Origin of the sequence: Knoellia terrae, assembly GCF_048606435.1 — a bacterium.
Lineage (GTDB): Bacteria > Actinomycetota > Actinomycetes > Actinomycetales > Dermatophilaceae > Knoellia > Knoellia terrae.
Genome location: NZ_JBMBWH010000005.1, coordinates 36,021 through 60,275, shown reverse-complemented (window position 1 = coordinate 60,275; position 24,255 = coordinate 36,021). Strand labels below are relative to the sequence as shown.

General features: G+C 70.3%; 20 protein-coding genes. 11 read left to right on the top strand and 9 right to left on the bottom strand.

Translation table 11 applies throughout. The annotated features are described in order from the left end of the window. Window positions 1-52: 52 nt before the first annotated feature. A complete protein-coding gene (locus tag ACOJV9_RS08625) occupies window positions 53-1,522 on the top strand; it encodes an APC family permease (protein WP_420184790.1) in 1,470 nt (489 codons plus the stop codon). A gap of 119 nt (window positions 1,523-1,641) precedes the next feature. Here the strand turns inward: ACOJV9_RS08625 and ACOJV9_RS08620 are convergent, their stop codons facing one another. From ACOJV9_RS08620 to ACOJV9_RS08595, 6 genes are all read right to left on the bottom strand, one after another. Continuing rightward, entirely contained in the window at window positions 1,642-2,652 is a 1,011-nt protein-coding gene (locus ACOJV9_RS08620; protein ID WP_420184789.1) for a LacI family DNA-binding transcriptional regulator, read from the bottom strand. Window positions 2,653-2,680: 28 nt separating this feature from the next. Next, complete coding sequence (locus ACOJV9_RS08615; protein WP_084108187.1) at window positions 2,681-3,631, bottom strand: carbohydrate ABC transporter permease; 951 nt, start codon at window positions 3,629-3,631, stop codon at window positions 2,681-2,683. Window positions 3,632-3,634: 3 nt separating this feature from the next. Beyond that, window positions 3,635-4,564, bottom strand: coding sequence for a carbohydrate ABC transporter permease (locus tag ACOJV9_RS08610; protein WP_420184973.1), 930 nt, complete (start codon window positions 4,562-4,564; stop codon window positions 3,635-3,637). Window positions 4,565-4,750: 186 nt separating this feature from the next. Beyond that, the gene (locus ACOJV9_RS08605; RefSeq protein ID WP_420184788.1) at window positions 4,751-6,136 is read right to left on the bottom strand and encodes an ABC transporter substrate-binding protein; all 1,386 of its coding nucleotides are present in this window, start codon (window positions 6,134-6,136) and stop codon (window positions 4,751-4,753) included. Window positions 6,137-6,361: 225 nt separating this feature from the next. Then, a complete protein-coding gene (locus ACOJV9_RS08600) occupies window positions 6,362-8,815 on the bottom strand; it encodes a DNA gyrase/topoisomerase IV subunit A (RefSeq protein ID WP_420184787.1) in 2,454 nt (817 codons plus the stop codon). A gap of 67 nt (window positions 8,816-8,882) precedes the next feature. After that, window positions 8,883-9,512 (bottom strand): nitroreductase family protein, encoded by a 630-nt coding sequence (locus ACOJV9_RS08595; RefSeq protein WP_420184786.1) that lies wholly within the window; start codon window positions 9,510-9,512, stop codon window positions 8,883-8,885. A gap of 23 nt (window positions 9,513-9,535) precedes the next feature. Between ACOJV9_RS08595 and ACOJV9_RS08590 the strand changes: the two genes are divergently transcribed. From ACOJV9_RS08590 to ACOJV9_RS08570, 5 genes are all read left to right on the top strand, one after another. Then, window positions 9,536-12,208 (top strand): bifunctional acetate--CoA ligase family protein/GNAT family N-acetyltransferase, encoded by a 2,673-nt coding sequence (locus ACOJV9_RS08590; protein ID WP_420184785.1) that lies wholly within the window; start codon window positions 9,536-9,538, stop codon window positions 12,206-12,208. A gap of 72 nt (window positions 12,209-12,280) precedes the next feature. Further along, on the top strand, window positions 12,281-12,904 hold the full coding sequence (locus ACOJV9_RS08585; RefSeq protein WP_420184784.1) for a DUF5998 family protein: 624 nt from the start codon (window positions 12,281-12,283) through the stop codon (window positions 12,902-12,904). Next, a complete protein-coding gene (locus tag ACOJV9_RS08580) occupies window positions 12,901-14,067 on the top strand; it encodes an alkaline phosphatase family protein (RefSeq protein WP_420184783.1) in 1,167 nt (388 codons plus the stop codon). The genes ACOJV9_RS08585 and ACOJV9_RS08580 overlap by 4 nt, the downstream gene beginning before the upstream one ends. Window positions 14,068-14,078: 11 nt before the next feature. Then, window positions 14,079-14,756, top strand: a complete 678-nt coding sequence (locus ACOJV9_RS08575) for a thymidine kinase (protein WP_420184782.1) — start codon at window positions 14,079-14,081, stop codon at window positions 14,754-14,756. A gap of 129 nt (window positions 14,757-14,885) precedes the next feature. Then, window positions 14,886-16,529, top strand: a complete 1,644-nt coding sequence (locus tag ACOJV9_RS08570; protein ID WP_420184781.1) for an HNH endonuclease signature motif containing protein — start codon at window positions 14,886-14,888, stop codon at window positions 16,527-16,529. Window positions 16,530-16,588: 59 nt separating this feature from the next. Here ACOJV9_RS08570 and ACOJV9_RS08565 read toward each other — a convergent pair whose 3' ends face one another. Beyond that, the gene (locus ACOJV9_RS08565; RefSeq protein WP_420184780.1) at window positions 16,589-18,247 is read right to left on the bottom strand and encodes an LLM class flavin-dependent oxidoreductase; all 1,659 of its coding nucleotides are present in this window, start codon (window positions 18,245-18,247) and stop codon (window positions 16,589-16,591) included. Between the two features lie 117 nt (window positions 18,248-18,364). Further along, window positions 18,365-18,937 (bottom strand): class I SAM-dependent methyltransferase, encoded by a 573-nt coding sequence (locus tag ACOJV9_RS08560; protein ID WP_420184779.1) that lies wholly within the window; start codon window positions 18,935-18,937, stop codon window positions 18,365-18,367. 91 nt (window positions 18,938-19,028) lie between these two features. Here ACOJV9_RS08560 and ACOJV9_RS08555 point away from each other — a divergent pair, with 91 nt between their 5' ends. Together ACOJV9_RS08555 and ACOJV9_RS08550 are read left to right on the top strand one after the other, a co-directional pair. Next, window positions 19,029-19,736: a 4a-hydroxytetrahydrobiopterin dehydratase gene (locus ACOJV9_RS08555; protein WP_420184778.1), complete on the top strand. Its 708-nt coding sequence runs from the start codon at window positions 19,029-19,031 to the stop codon at window positions 19,734-19,736. 88 nt (window positions 19,737-19,824) lie between these two features. After that, window positions 19,825-20,382: a DUF1990 family protein gene (locus tag ACOJV9_RS08550; protein WP_420184777.1), complete on the top strand. Its 558-nt coding sequence runs from the start codon at window positions 19,825-19,827 to the stop codon at window positions 20,380-20,382. Window positions 20,383-20,388: 6 nt separating this feature from the next. On the opposite strand, the gene sepH is transcribed toward ACOJV9_RS08550, so the two are convergent. Beyond that, complete coding sequence (gene sepH / locus ACOJV9_RS08545; RefSeq protein WP_420184776.1) at window positions 20,389-21,678, bottom strand: septation protein SepH; 1,290 nt, start codon at window positions 21,676-21,678, stop codon at window positions 20,389-20,391. A 114-nt stretch (window positions 21,679-21,792) separates the two neighbouring features. Between sepH and ACOJV9_RS08540 the strand changes: the two genes are divergently transcribed. From ACOJV9_RS08540 to ACOJV9_RS08530, 3 genes are all read left to right on the top strand, one after another. Continuing rightward, on the top strand, window positions 21,793-22,911 hold the full coding sequence (locus tag ACOJV9_RS08540) for a ferrochelatase (RefSeq protein WP_420184775.1): 1,119 nt from the start codon (window positions 21,793-21,795) through the stop codon (window positions 22,909-22,911). Between the two features lies 1 nt (window position 22,912). Then, a complete protein-coding gene (locus tag ACOJV9_RS08535) occupies window positions 22,913-23,761 on the top strand; it encodes an inositol monophosphatase family protein (protein ID WP_420184774.1) in 849 nt (282 codons plus the stop codon). A 156-nt stretch (window positions 23,762-23,917) separates the two neighbouring features. Beyond that, entirely contained in the window at window positions 23,918-24,217 is a 300-nt protein-coding gene (locus tag ACOJV9_RS08530) for a DUF4193 domain-containing protein (protein WP_035902900.1), read from the top strand. Window positions 24,218-24,255 lie beyond the last annotated feature (38 nt).

Below are 24,255 nucleotides of genomic sequence, written 5' to 3'. Positions count from 1 at the left end.
AGTAAGCCGGTGAAAGGGTCCCACTCCGGGGCCCTGGCGAGGAGGCCTGCAGATGAGTTCCACGGACGACCGCAGCGGCACGGGAGTTCTCGACGAGCGGAACCACGGCGAGCCGGAGCTCAACCGGGTCATGGGACCCCGGCTGCTCCTCCTCTTCATCGTCGGCGACATCCTCGGCACGGGCGTCTACGCCCTCACCGGTGCCGTCGCGGGCGAGGTCGGTGGAGCAGCGTGGGCACCGTTCCTCGTGGCCTTCGTCATCGCGACGATCACCGCCTTCTCCTACCTCGAGCTCGTGACGAAGTACCCGCAGGCCGCCGGCGCCGCGCTCTACACGCACAAGGCGTTCGGCATCCACTTCGTGACCTTCCTCGTCGCGTTCGCCGTCATGTGCTCGGGCATCACCTCGGCCTCCACCGCCTCCAACGCCTTCGCGGGCTTCCTGCGCGACGGGCTCGGGACCGACTGGGTGGCGGGCAGCACCCCGCTGCTCCTCATCGCCCTCGGCTTCATGGCCCTGGTGGCGGCGATCAACTTCCGCGGTGTCGGTGAGAGCGTCAAGGCCAACGTCGTCCTCACGATGGTCGAGCTCTCCGGTCTGCTGCTCATCATCTTCATCGGCCTGTATGCCGTGACCCAGGGCAAGGCGGACTTCTCCCGCGCCGTCGTCTTCGACAGCCCGAGCGACAAGAGCACCTTCTTCGCCATCACCGCGGCGACGTCCCTCGCCTTCTTCGCGATGGTCGGCTTCGAGGACTCCGTCAACATGGCTGAGGAGACCAAGGACCCGGTGCGCGACTTCCCGCGAGTGATGCTCACCGGGCTCGGGATCACCGGGCTGATCTACGTCCTCGTGTCGATCACCGCGGTCGCACTCGTGCCGGTGGGGGAGCTCGCCAACCCGGACAACGAGTCCGCGTTGACGCAAGTCGTCGCCGCCGGGGCCCCCAACTTCCCGTTCGACAAGGTCTTCCCGTTCATCGGGATGTTCGCCGTCGCGAACTCGGCGCTGATCAACATGCTCATGGCCAGCCGGCTGCTCTACGGCATGGCCAAGCAGGAGGTGCTCCCGCCGGTCCTCGGTCGGGTCCACCGGAGCCGCCGCACCCCGTGGGTGGCCATCCTCTTCACGACGGCCATCTCCTTCGGACTCATCTACTTCGTGTCGACCCAGTCCGACTCCGAGATCATCGCGGCCCTCGGTGGCACCACGGCCCTGCTCCTGCTCGGGGTCTTCACCATCGTCAACATCTGCGTCCTCGTGCTGCGCAAGAACCCGATCGACCGCAAGCACTTCGTCGCTCCCACCGCGCTGCCGGTGATCGGTGCCCTGCTCTGTGCCTTCATGGTCGGCCCCTGGACGGGACGTGACACGATCCAGTACCGGATCGCCGGCTGGCTCCTCGCCATCGGTGTCGTCCTCTGGGCGCTCACCTGGATCGCCAACCGGTTCTTCTTCGCGAAGAAGACCTACATGCGCGACCCGGAGGAGCTCGAGGACCCGGACCACGCCCACCACTGAGCCGCAGCCGGGGTGGCGACCGGTGACGCCGGCATACCCCCGGAAACTGCCCCTTTCCCCCGGAACTGATCCGGGGGGAAGGGGCAGCTTCCGTGATGAGGCGGGAAAGGTGAGGCGGGTCAGGACGGGGGAGCGGTGCTGGCCCGGACCACGAGCTCGGTCGGCACCACGACGTTGTCGCCGAGGTCCTCGCCCGCGACGACCCCGAGGAGGCGCAGCAGGATCTCGCCGGCGAGGTGGCCCTGGGCGGTCACGTCCTGACGGACCGTCGTGAGGCCGAGCACGTTGCTCAGGGCGTGGTCGTCGATCCCGATGACCGAGAGGTCCTCCGGGATGCGCAGCCCCTGGGCTCGGGCGGCTGCCATGACGCCGATGGCCATCTCGTCGGAGGCGGCGGCGACGGCCGTGGGCCGGTCAGGGGCGCGCAGCAGCCGTGTCGTGTCCACCGCGGCGCTGTCAGCGGTCCAGTCGGACCCGAGCACCCACTGCTTGTGCTCGGTCAGCCCGTGGGTGCGCATGACGTCGCGGAAGGCGTCGAGCCTGGCCTGAGGCGTCTGGATGTGCGCCACGTTGGAGGGCACCGCGCCGACATAGGCGATGCGCTCGTGCCCGAGCGAGACGAGGTGCTCGGTCGCCGTCCGCATCGCCAGGTCGTCGTCGATGCGGACGTTCGGCCGGTCCGCGACCGGGGTGCCGATCGCGACGAGCGGCAGGCCGAGCCGGTCGACGAGCTCGAGCTCGTCGGCGGTCATGGGCAGGTTGAGGGTGATGACCCCGTCCACGCGCTTCCAGAGCATGCTCTGCGAGAGCGGGAGGCGCCGGTCGTAGGACTCGTCCTCGAGGTCGAACAGCAGGACGTGGTGCCCGTGCTGGCGCAGCGTCTTCTCGATCGCACTGACCACCGTCGCGAAGAACCACCGCGTGAGGAAGGGGGCGACCACTCCCACGACCTGGGTGCGCCCGGACGCCAGCGAGGTGGCCGTGGGGCTCGCGACGTAGTCGAGGCGCTGGGCGACCCTGAACACTCGCTCCCTGGTGCGTGGGCTCACGCGGTCGAGGCCGCGGAGCGCGCGGGAGACCGTGGCCACCGAGACCCCGGCCTCCCGCGCGACATCGGTGATGGTGCTCATCCGCCGACGTCGGTCTGGGGCAGTCATGTCAGCCCTTCAGGCCACCTGCGAGCAGGCCGCGGACGAAGAAGCGCTGCAGGGCGAGGAACACCGCGACGGGGACGATCATCGAGATGAACGCACCTGCCGACAGGAGGTACCAGGCGCTGCCTCGGGACCCGGACAGCTCGGCCACCCGCACGGTGATCGGCGCGACGTCGGGCGTCCCACCGAGGAAGACCAACGAGACGAGCAGGTCGTTCCAGACCCAGAGGAACTGGAAGATCCCGAAGGCCGCGAGCGCAGGGGTGAGCAGGGGCAGGAGGATCTTGAAGAAGATCGTCACGTGACCCGCCCCGTCCACGCGGGCGGCCTCCATGAGCTCGGCCGGCAGCTCGCGCATGAAGTTGTGGATGAGGAACGTCGCCAGGGGCAGCGCGAAGATCGTGTGCGAGAGCCACACGCTCCAGTACGACGCCCCGAAGCCCAGCTTGTTGACGTAGATGTCGAGCAGCGGGATGAGGGCGATCTGCAGCGGCACGATCTGCAGCGCGAACACCGCCACGAAGAGCGCGTTGCGCCCCGGGAACGGCATCCAGGCGAAGGCGTAGGCCGCGAGCGACGCGAGGAAGAGCGGCAGCAGGACGGCGGGAACCGTGATGACGATCGTGTTGATGAAGTACTGGCTGAGGCTGGCCGAGCTGCCGGGCTCGAGGGCCTGGCGGTAGTTCTCCAGCGTGAAGCCACCCGGGTCGGTCAGCGCCGTCCACCAGCCACTGCGGTTGATGTCCCGCTGGCTGCGGAACGAGGTGACGAGCAGTCCGAGGGTGGGGGTGGTCCACAGCACGGCGATGAGCACCGCGACGAGGGAGGCCCACCGGGACTGCAGGGCGCCGGCAGCCTCGCCGGTGGACTTCTTGAGCTTCTGCTGCTTGCTGGGCGGCTCGAGGTCCGCCGGTTCGAACGACTCGGGCAGCGCGCCCGTCTGGACAGTGCTCACGGCTCAGGCCTCCTTGCGCATCTGGATGATGTTGTAGACGACGATCGGGATCACGAGGATGAAGAGCAGCACGGCGAGCGCGGCGCCGAGGCCGGGGGCGTCGAAGCGGAAGCTCTGGCTGTAGAACTCGTTGGCGACCACCGAGGTGTCGAACTGGCCGGCGGTCATGGTCCGGACGATGTCGAAGACCTTGAGGGTGCCGATGGCGATGGTGGTGAGCACGACGACGAGGGCCGCGCGGATGCTTGGGAGGGTGATGTGGCGGAACATCTTCAGGCCGGAGACCCCGTCGAGCCGGGCCGCCTCGATGATGTCGTCGGGGATCGCCTTGATCGCCGCCGACAGGATCGTCATCGCGAACCCGGCCTGGATCCAGACCATGACGACGATGAGCATGAGCGTGTTGAGGGGCGCTTCGAGGAGGAACTGCTGGGTCTCGAAGCCGAGGCTCTTGAGGATCTGGTTGAGCAGGCCGATCTGGGGGCGCTCGGTCTGCTTGTACTGGTAGACGAACTTCCAGATGATGCCCGCGCCGACCATCGAGATCGCCATCGGGAGGAAGATCAGCGCCTTGGCGAAGGCCTCACCCCGTGCCCGGTCGATGAGGATCGCGTAGAGCAGGCCGATCGCGGTGGCCAGGAACGGCACGAGGATGACCCACAGGGCGGTGTTGCGCAGCACGAGCAGCAGCTCGGGCTGGGTGAACATCGCCGCGTAGTTCGACAGCGTGAAGCCGCCCTCGCCCGACTTGCCGCGGACCGACTGGATGATCGTGAGCACGGCCGGGTAGACGAGGCCGATGGAGAGGAGGAGGACGGCCGGCGCGGCGAACAGCGCGCCCTGCGCCTGCTCACCCTTGCGACCCTTGAACAACGAGGCGAGGAAGAGGACCAGGCCGAACACGGCGGCGAAGAACGCCACCGCGAAGAACATGAGGAAGAACTTGCCTGCGACGCTCTCGGCTCGCAGGAACGGCTCAGGGATGATTCCCGACGGTGCGACGCTCAGCACGCTCGCGACCATGACTCCACCTCCAGGGTGAGGACTGCACGACGAAAGGAAGCCGGGGTGGGGTGGGACTCCACCCCACCCCGGCGAGAGACCGATCCGAGGATCAGGTCAGGACTTGGGCCAGGAGTTCTCGATGTAGTCGAGAGTGGCCTTGTCATCCTGCCCGGTGATCCAGTTGGTCATGCCCTTCCAGAACGTGCCGGAGCCGACGGCGCCAGGCATGAGGTCGGACGCGTCGAACCGGAACGTCGCGCTCTCGTCGGTGAGGATCTCGGCGGAGAGCTTGTCGACCGGGTTCTTGAGCAGCTCCGGGTCGGCGTTCTTGTTCGCGGTCACACAGCCACCGGTGCCACAGCTCGTGGCCCGTTCGTTGGCCCACTCGACCGAGGAGAGGTAGGTCTGGAAGGCCTTGACCTCGGGACGGTCGGCGAAGGCAGCGACGAACTCGCCACCACCGAGGACCGGCTTGCTGGTCTCGTCCTTGGCGGGGAGGTAGAACGCCCACACGTCGCCGTCCTCGGCGACCTTGGTGCCCTCGGGCCAGTTGGCCGCGTAGAAGGAGGCCTGGCGGTGCATGTAGCAGCCGCCGTTGTCGAGGATCGGCAGGCCGGCGTCCTGGAAGGACGTCGAGGCGATCGTCTTGACGTCGCCCTGGCCACCGTTGACGAACTTGTCGTTCTTGAGGATCTTGCCGACCTCCGCGAGGGCCGTGGCCACCGCCGGGTCGTTGAACGGGATCTCGTGGTTGGTCCACTTGTCGTAGACCTCGGGGCCCGCGGTGCGGAGCATGACGTCCTCGACCCAGTCGGTGGTCGGCCACCCGGTGGCGTCACCGGACTCGATGCCGGCACACCACGGCTTGCTGTCGGGGTCGTCCGCAGCGATCTTCTCGCTGAGAGCGAGGAGGTCGTCCCATGTCTTGGGGATCTCGTAGCCCTTCTCCTCGAAGGCGGCCGGCGAGTACCAGACGAACGACTTCACGTTGGCGCCGAGCGCGGCTCCGTAGAACTTGCCGTCGACGGTGCCGTACTCCTTCCAGTCGGGCATGTTCTTGTCGACGTTGGCCACGACCTCCGGGGGAGCCTCGATGACCTTGCCGGTGGCGACCATGGTCTTGAGCAGACCCGGCTGCGGCAGGTAGGCGATGTCGGGGGCGTTGCCACCCTTGACGCGCACGGGCAGCTGGGCCTCGAACTCCTTCGAGCCCTCGTACTTGATCTCGGCGCCGGTGCAGTCGATGAACGGCTGGTAGGACTTGATGTGCGGCTCGTCCTCGGGGGCGGTGATCGAGGTGTAGACCGTGACGGTCTTGCCCTTGATGTCACCGAACGCCTCGTAGGGCGCACAGTCGATCTTGGTCTTGGCGTCGCCGGATGCGCCGGCGTCGGCGCCGTCACCTCCGTCGTCGGAGGAGCCGCATGCCGCGACACCGAGGGAGACCGCCACGAGGCTCGAGAGAAGCATCGCGGATCGGCGCTGTGAACTGTGGGCCATTTGCCCGCCTCCATCTGTTGGGGGACGCACCGGGCCCTGACTCCAGGTCCTCGGCGCTGAGGGATCCGTTGGCAGTGTAAAAGCGGTTACATGGCGGGGGGAATGATTTCCCGGACTTTGTCCGGTCACGATCGCGTAACACGGCCGTCCGGCGGGACGGGGCTGGACGGCAGACGCGGAGTATGCCGGCCGGGCTGCTCAGCGGGGCGGCCCAGGCGGGCCGGCTCAGCCCGGCGGTCCGGCGATGCCTGTGATGATGGCAGAGGCCTGGACGCCCGATCCGTCCCGGCGACCGGTCGCCTCGGGCAGCTCGAGAGCGACCCCTCCGGCGCCGCTGGCCCGGGCGGGGGTGGCCCCGACCCACGCGAGGACGAGGGTGTCCTCGCCCTTGAGGAAGCGGTGGGCCCGCACGCCGCCGGTGCCGCGACCCTTGGCGGGGTACTCGACGTAGGGGGTGGCCTTGATGGCGCCGGGCTGCGTGCCCGGCAGGGCGTCGGAGGACCCGCTGGCCGTGACGACGACGGTGTCGCGGGACGGGTCGACGACGCCGAAGAAGGCGACCTGCTGCCCGGGGGTGACGCGCATCCCGGCGATGCCGCCACCGCTGCGCCCCTGGGGACGCACGCCGCTGGCAGGGAAGCGCAGCAGCTGGGCGTCGGTCGTGACGAACACGAGGTCCTCGTCGCCGGTGACCACCTGGCCGGCGCCGACGACCCGGTCGCCGTCCCTGAGCGAGATGACGTCCCAGTCGTGAGCCTTGGGCTGGTCGGCGGTGACGCGCTTGACGATGCCCTGGGCGGTGCCGAGCGCGAGCCCGGGCCCGTCGGCGGCGAGCGAGACGATGCTGACCGGCTCCTCACCGCGGGGAAGGTCGACGTAGGCCGCGAGCGGGGCGCCGCCGGACAGGCTGGGCGCGCCACCGAGCGGGGGCAGGGTGGGCAGCTCGAGGGCGCTGATCCGGATCATCCGGCCGAGGCTGGTGACGAGTCCCACCTCACCGCGCGCGGTCGTGCGGACCGCGGCGACGACGGCGTCGTGCTTGGCCCGCGGGCCCTCGACGGGGATCGGGTCGTCGGTGGAGGTCCGGGCGAGCAGCCCGGTCGAGGAGAGCAGCACCCAGCACGGGTCGTCACTCACCTCGAGGGGCGCTGACGAGCTCACCGGGTTGCCCGCCGACTCGAGGAGCACCGTGCGGCGGGGCGTGCCGTGCTTCTTGGCGACGTCGGCGAGCTCGCTGGAGACGGTGCGGTGGAGCAGCTTCTCGTCGCCGAGGATCGCCTCGAGCTCCTCGATGCGGGCGCGCAGGTCGTCGCGCTGGGTCTCGAGGTCGAGCCGCGAGAACTTCGTCAGGCGCCGCAGCTGGAGGTCGAGGATGTGGTTGGCCTGGATCTCGGAGAGGTCGAACACGCTCATGAGTCGTGAGCGGGCGGTGGCCGTGTCCTCGCTCGTGCGGATGAGCTGGATGACCTCGTCGATGTCGAGGATGGCGATGAGCAGGCCCTCGACGAGGTGCAGCTGGTCCTGAGCCTTGCGGAGCCGGAAGGCGGTGCGCCGCCGGACGACGTCGATGCGGAACTCGACGTAGTGGCGCAGCAGGTCCTTGAGGCCGAGGGTCTGCGGCTGGCCGTCGACCAGGGCGACGCTGTTGATGCCGAACGAGTCCTCCATCGGCGTGAGCCGGTAGAGCTGCTCGAGAACCGCCTCGGGGTTGAAGCCGTTCTTGACCTCGATGACGAGACGGAGCCCGTGCTTGCGGTCGGTGAGGTCCTTGACGTCGCTGACGCCCTGGAGCTTCTTGCCCTGGACGAGCGTCTTCATCCGCTCGATGACCTTCTCGGGGCCGACGAGGTAGGGGAGCTCGGTGACGACGATGCCCGACTTGCGGGGCGTGATCTTCTCGATGCGCACCGTCGCTCGGGTGCGGAAGCTGCCCTTGCCGGTGAGGTAGGCGTCGCGGATGCCGTCGAGGCCGACGATCCGGCCGCCCAGCGGCAGGTCCGGGCCGGGGACGAACTTCATGAGGTCGTCGAGGCTGCAGTCGGGGTGGGCGATGAGGTGGCGGGCGGCGCCGATGACCTCGACGAGGTTGTGCGGCGGCATGTTGGTGGCGAAGCCGACGGCGATGCCGCTGACCCCGTTGACGAGGAGGTTGGGGTAGGCCGCGGGCAGCACGCCCGGCTGGAGCAGCTGGTCGTCGTAGTTGGGGACGAAGTCGACGGTGTCCTCGTCGAGCCCGGCGGTCATGACCAGCGCGGCGGCGGCCAGGCGCGCCTCGGTGTAGCGCGACGCGGCCGGACCGTCGTCCAGGGAGCCGAAGTTGCCGTGGCCGTCGACGAGCGGCAGGCGCATCGTGAACGGCTGGGCCATGCGCACGAGGGCGTCGTAGATGGCGGTGTCGCCGTGCGGGTGGTACTTGCCCATGACGTCGCCGACGACCCGGGAGGACTTCACGTGGCCGCGGTCGGGCCGCAGGCCCATCTCGCTCATCGAGTAGAGGATCCGGCGCTGCACCGGCTTGAGGCCGTCACGCACGTCGGGCAGGGCCCGCGAGTGGATGACCGACACGGAGTACTCGAGGAACGCGTTCTGCATCTCGAGGCCCACGTCGATGTCGACGACGCGGCCGTCACCGTCCACGACGTCGTCGGCGGAGGTGGCGGGGGACGTGCGCTTGGCCATGGGGCGGAGGTCTACCTCGGAGTCGGAGTCGTCACGGACGGGTGGCGTCCGCACACGGCATCCTCTCTCAGGCCTCCGACGTCGTCGCCGCCGACTCGCCGAACCGGCCGTGGTGCAGGACCTCCTCGAGCGGCCGGCGCCCGCGCCTCAGGGACGGGCTGCGCACCCGCTCGGCCTCGTGCCCGAGCGCGATGACGCCGACGACCCGACGGTCGGGCGGGACGGCATACGCCGCCTTGAGGGCGTCGTGACGAGAGCCGGGCACGCCGAAGAACAGGGCCCCCAGCCCGGCGTCGACCGCACCGAGGAGGACGATCATCGCCGCCATCGCCGTGTCGGTGTCCCAGTAGGGGATGGGCCAGCGGTCGAGGGACCGGTCGGTCCATCCCTTGTCCGGTTCCGCGTAGCGGTCGAGGTATGCCGTCCGGTCCGCGAGCATGACGAGCAGCACCGGGGCGGCGGAGACACCACGCAGCCAGCGGTCGCGCTCGCCGTCACGCTCGCGGGTGACCTCCCAGAACCGCTCGCGGTCGGTCGGGCGGGTGAGGGCGAGCACGTCCCACCCCTGCGTGTGTCCTGCGCTGGGCGCGCGCTGCGCGAGGCGCACCAGGTGTTCGACCGTCCCCGGCGGGACGTCGCGGTCGGGGTCGAAGCGGCGCACCATGCGGCGCCGCGACACCGCCTCGAGAAGGTCCATGGTGCCCATCGTGCCGTGCCACGATGTGCACCATGAGTTCGGACGTGGAGCTTCCGCCGGGGTACCCGGTGCAGTGGGAGGCCGACGTCGTGCTCCGCGACGGCAGCGTCGGGCACCTGCGGCCGATCCTGCCCAGCGACGAGGAGGGCATCCACTCCTTCCACGCGCGGCAGTCCGACGAGTCGATCTACCTGAGGTTCTTCGCGCCCCTGCGGCGGCTGTCCGACAGGGACGTCCACCGCTTCACCCACGTCGACTACATGGACCGGGTCGCGCTCGTCATCACCGTCAGCGACGAGATCCTCGGCATCGGCCGCTACGACCGGATCAGCCCCACGTCGGCCGAGGTCGCGTTCAACGTCAGCGACCACTACCAGGGCCGCGGCATAGGGTCGGTGCTGCTCGAGCACCTCGCCGCGATCGCGCAGGAGTTCGGCATCACCCGCTTCACCGCCGAGGTGCTGCCGCAGAACCGCAGGATGCTCACCGTCTTCTCGGAGGCCGGCTACGAGGTGAGCCGCAAGGTCGAGGACGGCATCGTCGCCCTCCACTTCGACATCGAGCCGACCGACCGGTCCAAGGCCGTGGCGATGTCACGGGAGCACCGCGCCGAGGCGATCAGCGTCAGCCGGATCCTGCGCCCGCGCGTCGTCGCCGTCATCGGGGCCGGTCGCTCGCCGCACACGATGGGGCACCACTTCCTCAAGAACCTGCTCGAGGCCGAGTTCACGGGAGAGGTGCACCCCGTCAACCGCAAGGCGAAGGCGATTCTGGGGCGGACGGCATACGACACGATCGGTGACGTCCCGGGGCCGGTCGACCTCGCCGTCATCGCGGTCCCGGCGGCCAAGGTGCTCAAGGTCGTCGACCAGTGCGCGGAGGCGGGAGTGGCCGCCCTCCTCATCGTCAGTGCCGGCTTCGGCGAGGGTGGGGGAGAGGGGGACGAGCTGCAGGCCGAGCTCGTGCGGCGGGCGCGCGGGTCGGGGATGCGCATCGTGGGCCCGAACTCGTTCGGCATCATCAACACGCACCCCGGGCTCGTCCTCAACGCCTCGCTGTCGCCCACGATGCCGCCCGTCGGGCACCTCGGCCTCTTCGCGCAGTCCGGTGCCCTCGGCATCGCGGTGCTCGCCTCGGCTGCCCGCCGCAACCTCGGCATCTCGACGTTCGCGTCCGCGGGCAACCGGGTCGACGTCTCGGGCAACGACCTCATGCAGTACTGGATCGACGACGACGAGACCAACGCCGTCGGGCTGTACCTCGAGTCGATGGGCAACCCGCGCAAGTTCTCGCGGATCGCGCGCAACCTCGGCCTCATCAAGCCGGTCATCGTCGTGCAGTCCGGCATCTCCGCCTACGGCGCCCCTCCCGGCCACCGGGTGCGGAGGACCAAGGTGCGCCCGGCGGTCTTCGGGGCGATGCTGCGGCAGGCGGGCGTGGTCAAGGTCTCGAACGTGCACCAGCTCTTCGACGTCGCCCAGCTCATGGTCCACCAGCCGCTGCCCGCCGGGCGTCGCGTGGCGATCGTCGGGAACTCGGCGGCGCTCGGGGCCTTGTCCGCCGGGGCGGTCGCCGGGCGCGGGCTCACCGTGACGCACGGGCCGGTCAACCTCCCGTCCGACGCGACCCCGAAGGAGTTCAGCGAGGCGCTGACGACGGCCTTCGAGAACCCCGACGTCGACTCGGTGCTCACCTGCTTCATCCCGCCGATCGTCGCGCACGACGAGGAGGTCACCGACGCCGTGCGCACCGCCGCCCGGGGCTCGGACAAGACGTGTGTCGCGACCTTCCTCGGCATGCGGGGCGTGGACTCCTCCACGTCGATGGACGAGGGCGGCACGGGGCAGGCCATCCCGATCTACGCGATGCCGGAGGACGCGGCATACGCGCTCGCGAAGGCGACGAAGTATGCGGAGTGGCGCAACAAGGACCACGGCGTCCCGGTCGCGCCGGCGGGGATCAACCGGCGGGTCGCGGAGGACGTGGTCCACACCGTGCTTTCGGTCAACCCCGAGGGACGACGGCTGGACCCGGACGAGACGCGGGCGTTGCTGCGGGCCTACGGGATCGAGGTCTGGGCGTCGCGATCGGTGACGACCGTCGACGAGGCGGTCGAGGCGGCGGAGGCGATCGGCTACCCGGTGGTGCTCAAGTCCACGGCGCCGATGCTGCGTCACCAGGGTGGGATCACCGGGGTGCGGGTCGACCTCGCCAACGCGCAGTCGGTCATCGAGGCCTGGGGCTCGTTGCACGAGCGGCTCTCGCCGCTGGCCGCGGGGCAGCTCGAGGTGCAGCGGATGGCGACCCCCGGTGTGGCCTGCCTCGTCTCCTCGGACGAGGACGCGCTGTTCGGGCCGGTCGTGAGCTTCGGGGTGGCCGGGCTGCCCACCGAGCTGCTCGACGACATCGCCCACCGCATCCCGCCGCTCACCGACGTCGCCGTCTCCGAGCTGATCTCGTCGGTGAAGGCGGCGCCGGTGCTGCACGGTCACCGCGGATCGACGCCGGTGCACCGCGCCGCGCTCGCCGACCTCATCGCCCGGGTGTCCGTCATCAGCGACGACATGCCCGAGATCGTCTCGATGCGGCTCAACCCGGTCAACGCCCACCCCGGGGGAGTCGAGGTGCTCGGCGCCGAGGTCACGGTCGGGCCGATGGGCCGGCGCACGGATCCGGGTCGGCGCTCGCTGACCTGAGCCTGCTGTGGCGTCCCCGGGGGCCGCTCGGGCGGGCCCGCGCGGACGGGGAGGTCGGTGCCGTGCGGCAGAATGACGGGCATGAAGCGCTCGTTCGACGTCCCCACCCTACCGGTGGACCTCACCGCCGCGATCGAACGCGCCGGCTACTACCCGGCCCTCGTCGGTGACGTCGTCTCCGCGGCTCTCGCCGGCGAGGAGGTGCGCTCGCACCTCGTCCACCTCGAGACGACCTTTGACCGCGACGTCATCCGCCGCCACGTCACCGTCCTCGTGCTCACACCGTCGCGCCTCGTCATCGCGCACGCCGACGACCACGCCGACGAGGGTGCCGGCGATGCCGACGGTGCTCCCGCCGGGCTCGCCGAGGAGGTCGCCACGGCGACCACCGAGAGCATCCCGCTGTCCGCGGTGCGCGGGGTCATGCTGACCCACGTCGTCGCGGACCCCCAGAACTACGTGCCCGGCTCGCTGGGGCGCGAGCTGACGCTCACCCTCGGCTGGGGCGCCGTCAGCCGCGTCGACCTGCTGCCCGCGACCTGTGGTGAGCCGGGCTGCGACGCCGACCACGGCTACGACGGCACCATCTCCAGCGACGACATCGCGCTGCGCGTCTCGGCCACCGCCGACGGAGACCCGGCGCTGCAGCAGGCGATCTCGTTCGCCCACGCGCTGTCGGCCTCGCTCGGCCGTTGACCGTTCCCTCTGCGGGTTCGGGTCCGGCTCCTGCTGCGGCTCCTGCTCCGGCGTATGCCGCGGGCGGGCTTTCGGACGTCCTGCCGTCGGTTCTCGGGGCCGTGGGTCTGTCCTCGGTGGGTCCCCGATGGGTGCTGCCGCCGGCGCGCAGTGCCGTCGTGGTGCTCGTCGACGGGCTCGGGTACGACCTGCTGCGCCGTCGTGGGGGACATGCGCCGTGGCTCCGGACGCTGTTCGCCGACGGGCTGCGGGTGGCGAGCGGGTTCCCGTCGACGACGCCGGTGTCCATGGGGTCCTTCGGGACGGGCCTCGCGCCGGGCTCGCACGGCATGGTCGGCTTCGAGGTGCTCGTGCCCGGTGAGGACCGGCTGCTCAACGAGCTGTCCTGGGAGGACGGGCCGGTGCCCGAGCACTGGCAGCCCCGGACGACCTGGTTCGAGAGGGCCGTGGCGGGTGGCCTCGACGTGGCCCGGGTGGGACCGGCGTTCTTCGACGGGTCCGGGCTGACGCGGGCGGCTCTGCGCGGTGGTCGCTTCGTGTCGGCGAAGACGCTCGACGCGCGGGTGGACGCCACCCTGGCGCACGCCCGGTCGCGGCCGGCCTCGCTGACCTATCTGTACTGGGGGGACCTCGACAAGGTCGGGCACGTCCACGGTTGCGAGTCCTGGCAGTGGGGCGACGAGCTCGAGACGATCGACCGGGCCCTGGCGAGGCTGGCGGACGGACTGCCCTCCGACTGCTCGCTGACGATCACGGCCGACCACGGGATGGTCGACGTGCCGATGGAGAACCGCGTGGACGTGGCCTTCGACACCGAGCTCGCAGCGGGGGTGCGGCACACGGGCGGTGAGCCACGGGCGCCCCAGCTGTACTGCCAGACCGGTGCCGTGGCTGACGTGCTGGCGACGTGGCGCGCCCGACTGGGTGATGTCGCGTGGGTGCTGTCCCGTGAGGAGTCCGTGTCCGGCGGGCTCTTCGGGGCGGTCCACGACGACCACCTCGCCCGCATCGGCGACGTCGTCGTGGCGATGCGTGAGCCGCACGCCGTGGTCGACTCGCGCCACCACCGGCCGCAGCTGCTCGCCCTCGTCGGGCTGCACGGCTCGCTCACCGACGACGAGGTCCCGGTGCCGATGTTCCACGTCCCCGCACGGTCGTCATAGGGTGTCGGCTCGTGGCTGAGTTGGTGTTCTTCTCCGGGACGATGGACTGCGGCAAGTCCACCCTCGCGCTCCAGATGGACCACAACCACCGGGCCAGACAGCGTGTCGGGCTGATCTTCACCAAGCTCGACCGCATGGGGGAGTCGGTGCTGTCCTCCCGGCTCGGCCTCTCGACCCACGCCCACGAGGTCACCGACGACCTCGACTTCTGGGACGTCGTCGTCGAGCACCTCACCCACGGCCAGCGCGCCGACTACCTCATCTGTGACGAGGCCCAGTTCTTCACGGGCGCCCAGATCGAGCAGCTGGCCCGCATCGTCGACGAGCTCGGCATCGACGTGACGTGCTTCGGCATCACGGCGGACTTCCGCACCGAGCTGTTCCCCGGGTCGAAGCGGCTCTTCGAGCTCGCCGACAGGGTGCAGGTGCTCCAGGTCGCCGCCCTCTGCTGGTGCGGCGCTCGGGCGACGCACAACGCCCGGATCATCGACGGCGTGATGGTCGTGGAGGGGGAGCAGGTCGTCGTGGGCGACACGGCCTCGGCGAGCGACTCGCTGGTCGAGTACGAGGTGCTGTGCCGTCGTCACTACATGCGCCGGATGAACAGCCACGCTGCCCGGCTCGCGTCGGCGACTCCGGACGTCCTGCCGTTCGACCTCGACGTGTGCGCGGTTCCTCCACGCGGCTGACCACGCCACTTCCAAGGCGCCGTATGCCGGGCGTGCTGGGTTGTCATGTCTCTCAATGCCGTTCTCCTGCAGTCATGTTGAGCATTCTCTTGTTCTCAGGCTGTCAGTGGTGGCTTGTAGGTTTGCGGTATGGAGCTCGACGAGGCACTGACGGCGCTGCGGTCCGCGACCGCTGGTGTCGTTGACGCCTTGCGTGGAACTGACCTGTCGGAGTTGTCGCGGGAGCAGCTGCTCTCGGTGGTCGAGGAGACGCACCGCTCGGGCAACGTGCTGGCCGGGGTGCAGACGGTGGCGGTGGCTCATGTCGCGGCGGTCGAGGACGTCGTGGACCAGCACGGGGTGTGGGGGCAGCAGCACCGCGGGCTGGGTCACCGGGCGCTGGACGCGCCGGAGCTGGTCGGGCCGACGCTGGGGATCACCGTGCAGGCGGCGGCGACGCGGGTCGAGGTCGCCATCCATCAGGTGACGACGACGCCGCGTCTGGTCGGACAGATGCTCGCCGGTGACCTCGACGCATGGCGGGCCCGGGTGGTGACCACCGAGGTCGAGGCGTGCCCCGAGGACGGTGCCGCCGCTATCGTCGACGCGTTGGTGGGGCACTACGACGCGCGAGGTGGCTGGGACGAGACGACGGGGCCGTTGCGGGCGCGGGTGCGGCGGATGGTCGCTCGGGCGCACCCTGAGCTGGTCGCGAAGCAGGCGAAGGAGGCACGCGAGGGCCGGTCGGTGCGTCGCTCACCGGCGACGATGGGCACGGACCACTGGGAGGCCGAGCTGCCGGTGGAGAGCTCGGCGTTGATGTGGCAGGCCGTGGAGACCCTGGCCCGCACGTTGCGGCGGGAGGACCCGGACCTGACCCTGGCGCAGGCCCGCGCGGACGCGCTGGCGCAGCTGGTGCTGGCCCGGGCCGACGTCACCGTCCACCTCCACGCCACCGTCCCTGCTGACGTTCCGGACCGAGACGCCCGCACCGGGGAGGCACCAGCTGACGCACCGAGCGACGCCGTAGCGCCCACGTCAGCGCGGGAACCACAGCTGACCGAGGTGGGCGGGCTCGGGTCCACCACGCCGACGCTGGTCGACCTCGACGCCCTGGCCACGTCCGCCGCCGTTGAGCCATCCACGCCGTTGACGTGCGACTCGGACACTGGTGCCGTCGTCGGCGGAGTCGTCCCCGCGTCCCTGGCCAAGCGGGCCCGCAGGGACGCCGCCCGCCGCTACGACGGGTACGTCGTCCCACCGGACATGGCGCGGCTGGTCCGGCTGCGAGACGGGCGATGTCGGTTCCCGAGCTGCTCGATCAACGCGATGTACACCGACCAGGACCACGTCATCGCCTGGCCGGTCGGCGCCACCACACCGACCAACCTGATGTGCCTGTGCCGGCGACATCACCGCATCAAGCAACAACGCGGCTGGACCGTCCGGCTCGACCCCGACGGCACCGCCCACTGGAGCGACCCCGCCGGCCGACCGTGGGTCACCCACCCCGTCGACCACCTCGACCGCGCCACCGTCCCCGGCGCCTCGGCCGTGCCACCCGATGTTCGAGCTGCCGACAACCGATCCGTAATTCAACCTGCCGGGCCAACGGCTGCCGACTGCACGACGGTCGACGGCAGCCCGCGGATCCGACTCCTGGGCCTCGACGAGATTCCTTCGCTCCTCGAGGACCAGCTCCGACGATGCCTCGAGCTCGCGCTGCTCACTGGGCCACCACCGAACATCACGGTGGCATGCCCGACTCGATACCCGTCGGCGCCACCGTTCTGAAGCGCCCCGACGTGGGGCCCGAGGCCTGACCGAGAGGCCAGAAGCAGCTGTAACACGGCCTACTGGCGAGACACGGTAGAACGCATCTGCCGCCCGCTGCCCGGCTCAGACACCGGATTGATCTTGGTGCTCAGCCCCGAGTCAGCGCCCGGGTAGACGTCCAGTGCCAACTGCGCGTCAACGATGACGTGGGTTGAGCCTGCTTGGTTGTAGATGCTGTAACGGTCCGTCGAGCTGAACCCCGTGATCACGCTGTTCGCCACGACCTCACCAGCAACCGCGTTGAGGTTGCTCGCCGTCGGCCGGGCCCCACCTGTCTCGTTCCCCCATACGGTGAGATAGGTCCGGGTGGTCGGTCGGACGGCGGTGACGTTGGCCAGCATCCCCACGGTGTCGACCGTCCGCCACCCTTCGCTCAGGCCCGAGAAGCCACGGGTGGAGTTGGGTGCGATCGGGCTCTTCACGGTGTTCAGACCGCTGCGCGTGTCGCCGACCCGCTCGGGGTTGCCATTGTGGCGCATGCGCAAGCCTTCCGGACTGGCTCTGTCGAAGTACCCGACGATGTCGGCCAGCACGTGGGTGCTGCCACTGGATCCGTTGGAGAGCGTGAGTCGAAGTTGGCCGTCGGCGAGGTGGCTGACGGGCACGAAGGCAAGGACTGGGACGGTGGCGCCGGTGGTGAAGTTCAGGGACGAGACGTTGGGTCTGCCAGCCACTCCGTCCCATGCGGTGATGAAGCCAGCCTGCGTCGGTGCGACGGCGGTGAGGTTGACGGCGACTGCCGTCACGTCCGGATTAATGTCCGGACCGAGGTCGAGCAGCAGATCCGCGGTCTCGCCGGGGGTGGAACGCTCCGCCGTCGTACCTGGTGTCGAGGACGCGGGACGGGCCGAGCGGTTGGAGCTGACTGCCGACGTCATCACTGAGGCTGACGCCCCCGCTGATCCATCCGACGACGTCGACGAGAACATGCGTGCTGCCGCTGGCGTTGTAGACGCGGATCGATCCGTCGTAGGGGTCAGTGGCAACGGCCACCAGATTGGCTCGGGTTTGACCACGACGGAAGTTGATGTTCGACGTGAGCGGCCGGTACTCCGGTGAGGGGTGCACCGTGACGTAACCGTCAGCGGTCGGACCAACCGCCGTGACGCTGAGGATGGGCGTCGCCCAGATGCTGTCGGGGACCCCGCCTCGACCAGCGACCTTGACCACGCGCGTGCCGCCGGGACCGATCGGCGCCTTCGCCAGTCGACTGTCGTACAGCCGTGGAAGGTCGTTCGCCCTGTCCGCAGCAGCGGAACGATGATCGCCATCGCCTCCTCGAAGCGCGAGACGCGACGGTCGTAGGGGAAGCCGAAGGCGTCGTACTCCCGCCGGTTCCATCCCGCCCCGAGCCCGACGATGAGCCGCCCCTGAGAGATCGCGTCCACGGTCGCGGCCTGCTTGGCCAGCATCGCGGGAGAGTGAAAACTGGTCGAGGCGACGAGCGGCCCGATCTCGACCCGTTCCGTCACTGCCGCGACGGCCGCGAGCGTCGTCCAGGCCTCGTACGGCCCGCGGGTCAACCCACTCGGCAGGTCGTAGAGCAGGTGGTCACCCACCCAGATCGAGTCGTAGCCCGCCGCCTCCACCCTCCGCGCCAGATCAAGGTAGTCCGGCCACGGCACGAACCGCTCCACCTCGGGCAGCTGGACACCGACCTTGCACCTGCGCGTCATGGGGCGACCCTAGGGACTGGCCGACGTCACGGCCAGACCCAGGACCGCGCTCGAAGCACAGGGCGCAGGCCACCGGTTGAGACTTCCTGCGCTCTGTGTCTGCTCGGCGACATGAGTTCAACGCCGGCTGACGATCATGTATCGCTCGTCGGTGATCTCCTTGCCCCAGTACTCGGCCTCCGGAAGCGGCTGCACCTCCGCGTGGTCACGCACCGAACGCACGATGCGCGTCGAGTCTGCTGCTGTCAGTCCAGCCCCAGTCGCCCAGCTGCCCTCGATGAGGACCACCATTCCGTCCGGCTTGAGCACGTCGACCCATCGTGCGAACGCGTCGGCCGGGTCTGGCATCGCCCACAGCACGTGCCGGCTCAGCACCACGTCGTATGCCGCAGGGCTCAGGTTGGGTGCGCCCGCATCGCCGACGACGAACGTCGCTTCGGGCGCCTTGATCCGTGCGCGACGCACCATCTCGGGAGAGAAGTCGAGTCCGTCGACCTCGTAGCCCTCGTCGACCAACAGCTTGGCGAGCGTGCCTGTGCCACAGCCGAGATCGGCGACTCGCGCAGGCGCTTCGGGCAGAACGCTGAGCAACAGGCGCCTCCAGGCGCCCCTCACCTCTGGCTGCTTCAGGCCGTGGTCGGGCTCGTCATCGAACGTCGCCGCCTCCTGGTCCCACGCTTGTCGACTCATTCGGACAACGTACTGAGAGGACCTGACGGCCGTCGTGGCATCCCCACGACGGCCCCCGCTCATGGCCTCGTCACCGATAGGGTCCGTCGGCATGGACATGCTGAGGAGCGAGGACATCGCGGGGGCGAGGCTGACCGAGTGGCGCAAGCTGGCTCAGGGGCTGCACGCCCGCTACCTCGTCGACGACTTTCCCGCAGGTGCCCGCTTCGTCGCCGCAGTGGGCGAGGCAGGGGACGCCTTGGGACACCACCCGCAGGTGTGCCTCGGCACGAGCCATGTCGACCTCAAGCTGAGCAGTGCCGATGCGATCTACCGCGACGACGAGGGCACCGAACACGTCGTCGAGTGGGTGACGCAGCTGGACGTGGACCTCGCGCGACGGATCTCCGACATCGCAGGCGACCACGGGCTCGAGGCCGATCCCGGGTCGGTCAGCGTGATCGAGCTCGGTCTCGACACCACGCGCTCGGGGACCATCGCCCCCGTGTGGGCAGCGCTGCTGACCGGGATCGCCGGCTCGCAAGGTCTCGGCACCCCCAGCGACGAGATCCGGGATGCCACGGGCCGGGTGCCCAACCTGTGGTTCGGCGATCTGGACGAGCGAGAGACCCGGGCCCAGCGTTTCCACGTCGAGGTCTATGTCGCGCCCGAGGTGGCCGAACAGCGGATCGCCGCGGCCGTGGCCATGGGTGGGACGGTCGTCGACGACAGCGACGCTCCGTCGCTCACCGTGATCGCCGACCAGGACGGCAACACCGGAGTCGTGTGCGTCGACGAGGCCGCTGCGGCGCAGGAGTGAGCGGCCAGTGCCCGCGATGGGCAGTGCGGCACGCGTGACCATGCCTGCTCGGCGAGGCTTCCTCCGCACGCTCGGGCATGCTGGAGCCATGGCGGTGCACCGGCTGGACGAGCAGCGGACCCGGGAGCTGCGGTCCGCGCCGTTGACGTACACGCCGCAGGTCGCCCACGAGGACTGGCTGCGCGCCAGGTACCACCACCTCACCGTCTCCACCACGCTGACCCGTCGAGACTTCGACGGTGCGGTGCGCGACCTCTTCGCCTGGTGCGTGCAGTCCGGAGCGGGCCTCGAGGTGCATGCCTCCGACGTCCCGCTGCGCCAGGGCAGCGTGGTCCTGATGACCTGGGGTCCCGGTGCCCTCTCGCCGAGGATTCCCTGCCGCGTCCTCGACGTGGTGCACGAGGAGCGGCGGCGGGGCTTCAGCTACGGGACGCTGCCCGGGCACCCCGAAGCCGGCGAGGAACGGTTCGTCCTCGAGCACCTCGAGGACGGACGCATACTGCTCACCATCACGGCGTACTCGCGGCTGGCGTCACGACTGGCGCAGCTGGGCGGCCCGGTGAGTCGCGCCGCCCAGAGGCTGATGACCCGCCGCTACCTCCAAGCGCTGGAGCGACTGCCGCCGGAACCCAGGCAAGGGTGCTGAGCCGGGTCAGGCGCTGCTGCCGCCGCGACCGCCGCCGAACATGATGTCGTCCCAGCTGGGGACGCTCGTGCGCCCACCCTTGCGACCGTTCTTGCGTGCCGGAGCCACGGGCTGCGGAGCTGGGGTCTGCGGGCTCGGAGCCGCAGCGGTCGCCGCGCTGACCTCGTCCGGCTCCTCGTCGACCTCAGCCACGTCGTCGCTCTCGGCATCGCTCTCGGTGGCATCGCCGTCGTCGTCAGCAAGGTCGTCGCCATCGACGTCCACCGTGGCCTCGTCCCGCCCCGGCTCTGCGACCTCAGCGGCGGCATCGTCGGAGAACTCCGGGGTCATGACCGCGTCGTCGACCTCGGCGCGTTCGTCGAGGTGCGCGCTCATCGGGTGCTCGCCATGGGCGGCAGGGGGCTCGGGCGCGTCGGCCGGGTCCATGACGAGGTCCTCCAAGGGGAGGGCGTCATCACGCGGGGACTCCGAGGCCGGCGTGTGGGTCGGGGTCGAGCGACCCCGACCCCGTCCGCGACGGGTGCGCGACGACTGCTCACGCATCGCCGCCATGAGGTCGATCGGCTCACGCGACGACGACGACGCCGTCACCGACGTGCGACGGACCGGCTTCGTGTCGTCGACGCCGCCCTCCGCCTCGACGTCGAACACGGTGCTGGCCGGGTTCGCGCTGGTCGCCACGTGCGGGGTCGGGATCGCCGAGTCGGCACTGGTCTCCTCGCTCAGCCAGCGAGCCTCGTCGTTGCCGGGAATGAGGGAGCGCAGCCGCGGGTCGTAGCGCCAGGACGCCGTGCGCTCACGCCCACCTGCAGGGAACGTCGCGGTGACGGTCCACCGGCCGTCGTCGAGACGGGCCGAGTCCCACTGGACGAGCTCGCCGCGGACGCCGCGGTCCTTGAGGCGTTCGTCGGCGCGGGACCCCAGCGTCTGCTCGGCCCCCGAGCCGGACCCCGACCCCGACCGGACGTGACCGATGACGCAGGACCGTGCCTGGGTCGCGATGTACTCGCGCTCGGCCAGCACCGGCCCCTCGAACTTCTGCACCTTCTCGACGGTCCAGCCGGCCCGGTCGGCCACCTCCTCGGTGGACAGCCCCGACCGGATGAGGGCCTGGACGTCGCGGGGCCGCAGGCCGCCGTCGATCTCGATCTGGAGCTGGCCCAGTCGTGGCCGGTCGCGGCGGGCAGCCGCGCGCATGGCCTCGTCGAGAGGTGCCCTGTACCGCTGGCCCTCGGCGTCGGACAGCAGGACGTGCTCGCCGTCCTCGTGGACGCCGATGAGGCGAAGGTCCTTCATGAAGCTCTCCCGGGCTGTGGTGCGGTCACCCTCGACTGTGCCATCCCGGGCGCGCAGGGCAAAGCAGCCCACGCCGGTACCCGGGCCCGATCCTCGCCTCGTTAGGTTGGACCCATGTCGACTCCCTCCCACGACGACGCCCTCGCCCCCTACGACGCCGTCCTCCTGCTGTCCTTCGGGGGACCCGAGACGCCCGACGAGGTCATGCCGTTCCTCCGCCGCGTCACCGCCGGGCGCGACGTCCCCGAGGACCGGCTCCAGGAGGTCGCGACCCACTACCACCACTTCGGTGGGCGCAGTCCCATCAACGACCAGAACCGGGAGCTGCGCGCCGCCCTCGAGGCCGAGGTCGCGCGTCGCGGGTCGACCGTCCCCGTCCTGTGGGGCAACCGCAACAGTGACCCGTACGTCGCCGACACCCTGCGCGAGGCACGGGCCGAGGGACACCTGCGCATCTGCACCGTCGTCACCTCCGCCTACTCGTCCTACTCCGGGTGCCGCCAGTACCGCGAGGACCTCGCCGCCGCCACCGAGGAGCTCGGCGTCGCGGCCGTCGACCTCCACATCGACAAGGTCCGGCCCTACGCCCTCCACCCCGGCTTCGTCGCGGTCAACACCGAGCGGCTCGTCGAGGCCGTCGCAGGGGTCTCCGAGACCGACCTCGCGAACGCGCGGCTGCTCTTCGTCACCCACTCGGTCCCCGAGGCGATGGACGACACCTCCGGGCCGGGCGACGGCGAGGGCAACCTCTACGTCGACCAGCACCTCCGCGCCGGTCACCTCATCGCGCAGGGCCTGATCGAGCGCACTGGGACGACCCTGGAGCACGAGCTCGTCTTCTGCTCCCGCTCCGGCGGCCCGCGCACCCCCTGGCTCGAGCCGGACGTCAACGACCGGATCGAGGAGCTCGCCGCCGAGGGCGTGAGCACCGTCGTCGTCGCTCCCATCGGCTTCGTGTCCGACCACATGGAGGTCGTCAACGACCTCGACCGCGAGGCGCAGGAGACGGCCGACCGGGTGGGGGTCCGCATGGTGCGCGTCCCCACCGCCGGCACGCACCCGCTCTTCGTCGAGGCCCTCGTCGACCTGCTCCAGGAGCGGGCCGCCGAGGCACGTGACGAGGTCGTCATCCCGGCCCGGGCCGACCAGGGGGACCTGCGGCCCTCCGTGTGCGCCCCGGGCTGCTGCCCGAACCTGCGTGCCGCCAAGCCGGCCCTCTGCGGCAGCGACTGAGATGGACCTGACGCTGCCCGACGAGGCCCTCACCTCGACCCTCGAGGCGCTGGCCGCCGACGTGGCGCGGTCGGCAGGCCGCCTCGTCGTCGACGAACGTCCCGACGCCGTCGAGGTGTCCGCCACCAAGTCCAGCGCCACCGACGTCGTGACGGTCATGGACCAGCGCTCGCAGGACCACCTCGTGGCGCGGCTCCGGGAGGCCCGTCCTGACGACGCCGTCCTCGGCGAGGAGAGCGGGGGAGCGACCGGCACCTCCGGCATCACCTGGGTGATCGACCCGATCGACGGGACGGTCAACTACCTCTACGGCATACCCGCGTATGCCGTGTCCGTCGCCGCCGTGGTGGGCGACCCGACGACCGCCGGTGCGTGGCGTCCCTTCGCGGGTGCCGTCTACAACCCGGTCACCGACGAGCTCTACCGCGCCCGCTCCGGTGGCGGGGCACACGTCGTCGTCGGCGACGACCAGCGCCGACTCGTTCCCACGACCTGCTCCGAGCTCGGCCAGGCGCTCGTCGGCACCGGCTTCGGGTATGCCGCCCAGCGCCGGGAGAGCCAGGGCCGCCTCGTGCTCGACCTGCTGCCGCAGGTCCGGGACATCCGCCGGATCGGCAGCGCCGCCCTCGACCTGTGCTCGGTCGGGGCGGGGCTGCTCGACGCCTACTACGAGACCGGGCTCAACCCGTGGGACCTCGCGGCCGGGTGGCTCGTCGCCGTCGAGGCCGGCGCCGTCGTCGGCGGCTTCGACGGTCCGGGGGAGGCGCTCACCTGGGCCTGCGCGCGGGGCCTGGCACCGGCATTTCCGGATCTCGTGGAAGCGGGTACGCGGACCCATCTGGGGTACTAGTCTCAGGCCGCCGATGGCGCTCATCCGCGGCATGGTGCACAATCACGGCTCGCACGGGCACAAAACAGATGGTCCGTGCGTTGACTGGGCGAAGCAGGGACGCCAGGCACCGACAGCTGTGCCGGTGACGGGCCACATGATCGGGAAAGGACGGCAATGGCGACTGACTACGACGCCCCACGCAAGACCGACGACGAGCTGTCAGAGGACTCCATCGAGGAGCTGAAGACGCGCCGCAACGACAAGCGCTCCTCCAGCGTCGACGTGGACGAGACGGAGCAGGCCGAGGGGTTCGAGCTCCCCGGAGCGGACCTGTCGGGTGAGGAGATGTCGGTGCGGGTCATTCCCCGTCAGGCCGACGAGTTCACCTGCTCCCGCTGCTTCCTCGTCCACCACCGCAGCCAGCTGGCCAGTGAGAAGAACGGCCAGATGGTCTGCAGCGAGTGCGCCGCCTGAACGACGGTGCAACCGGCCGGACCAGGCCGGAGTCCGAG

Bases quoted from the DNA above. Each gene is read 5' to 3' on its own strand.
- ACOJV9_RS08625 (WP_420184790.1), top strand. From the start codon at position 53: ATGAGTTCCACGGACGACCGCAGCGGCACGGGAGTTCTCGACGAGCGG.
- ACOJV9_RS08620 (WP_420184789.1), bottom strand. From the start codon at position 2,652: ATGAGCACCATCACCGATGTCGCGCGGGAGGCCGGGGTCTCGGTGGCC.
- ACOJV9_RS08610 (WP_420184973.1), bottom strand. From the start codon at position 4,564: ATGTTCTTCGCGGTGGCGTTCTTCGCCGCCGTGTTCGGCCTGGTCCTC.
- ACOJV9_RS08605 (WP_420184788.1), bottom strand. From the start codon at position 6,136: ATGGCCCACAGTTCACAGCGCCGATCCGCGATGCTTCTCTCGAGCCTC.
- ACOJV9_RS08600 (WP_420184787.1), bottom strand. From the start codon at position 8,815: ATGGCCAAGCGCACGTCCCCCGCCACCTCCGCCGACGACGTCGTGGAC.
- ACOJV9_RS08595 (WP_420184786.1), bottom strand. From the start codon at position 9,512: ATGGACCTTCTCGAGGCGGTGTCGCGGCGCCGCATGGTGCGCCGCTTC.
- ACOJV9_RS08590 (WP_420184785.1), top strand. From the start codon at position 9,536: ATGTGCACCATGAGTTCGGACGTGGAGCTTCCGCCGGGGTACCCGGTG.
- ACOJV9_RS08585 (WP_420184784.1), top strand. From the start codon at position 12,281: ATGACGGGCATGAAGCGCTCGTTCGACGTCCCCACCCTACCGGTGGAC.
- ACOJV9_RS08570 (WP_420184781.1), top strand. From the start codon at position 14,886: ATGGAGCTCGACGAGGCACTGACGGCGCTGCGGTCCGCGACCGCTGGT.
- ACOJV9_RS08565 (WP_420184780.1), bottom strand. From the start codon at position 18,247: ATGACGCGCAGGTGCAAGGTCGGTGTCCAGCTGCCCGAGGTGGAGCGG.
- ACOJV9_RS08560 (WP_420184779.1), bottom strand. From the start codon at position 18,937: ATGAGTCGACAAGCGTGGGACCAGGAGGCGGCGACGTTCGATGACGAG.
- ACOJV9_RS08555 (WP_420184778.1), top strand. From the start codon at position 19,029: ATGGACATGCTGAGGAGCGAGGACATCGCGGGGGCGAGGCTGACCGAG.
- ACOJV9_RS08550 (WP_420184777.1), top strand. From the start codon at position 19,825: ATGGCGGTGCACCGGCTGGACGAGCAGCGGACCCGGGAGCTGCGGTCC.
- sepH (WP_420184776.1), bottom strand. From the start codon at position 21,678: ATGAAGGACCTTCGCCTCATCGGCGTCCACGAGGACGGCGAGCACGTC.
- ACOJV9_RS08540 (WP_420184775.1), top strand. From the start codon at position 21,793: ATGTCGACTCCCTCCCACGACGACGCCCTCGCCCCCTACGACGCCGTC.
- ACOJV9_RS08535 (WP_420184774.1), top strand. From the start codon at position 22,913: ATGGACCTGACGCTGCCCGACGAGGCCCTCACCTCGACCCTCGAGGCG.
- ACOJV9_RS08530 (WP_035902900.1), top strand. From the start codon at position 23,918: ATGGCGACTGACTACGACGCCCCACGCAAGACCGACGACGAGCTGTCA.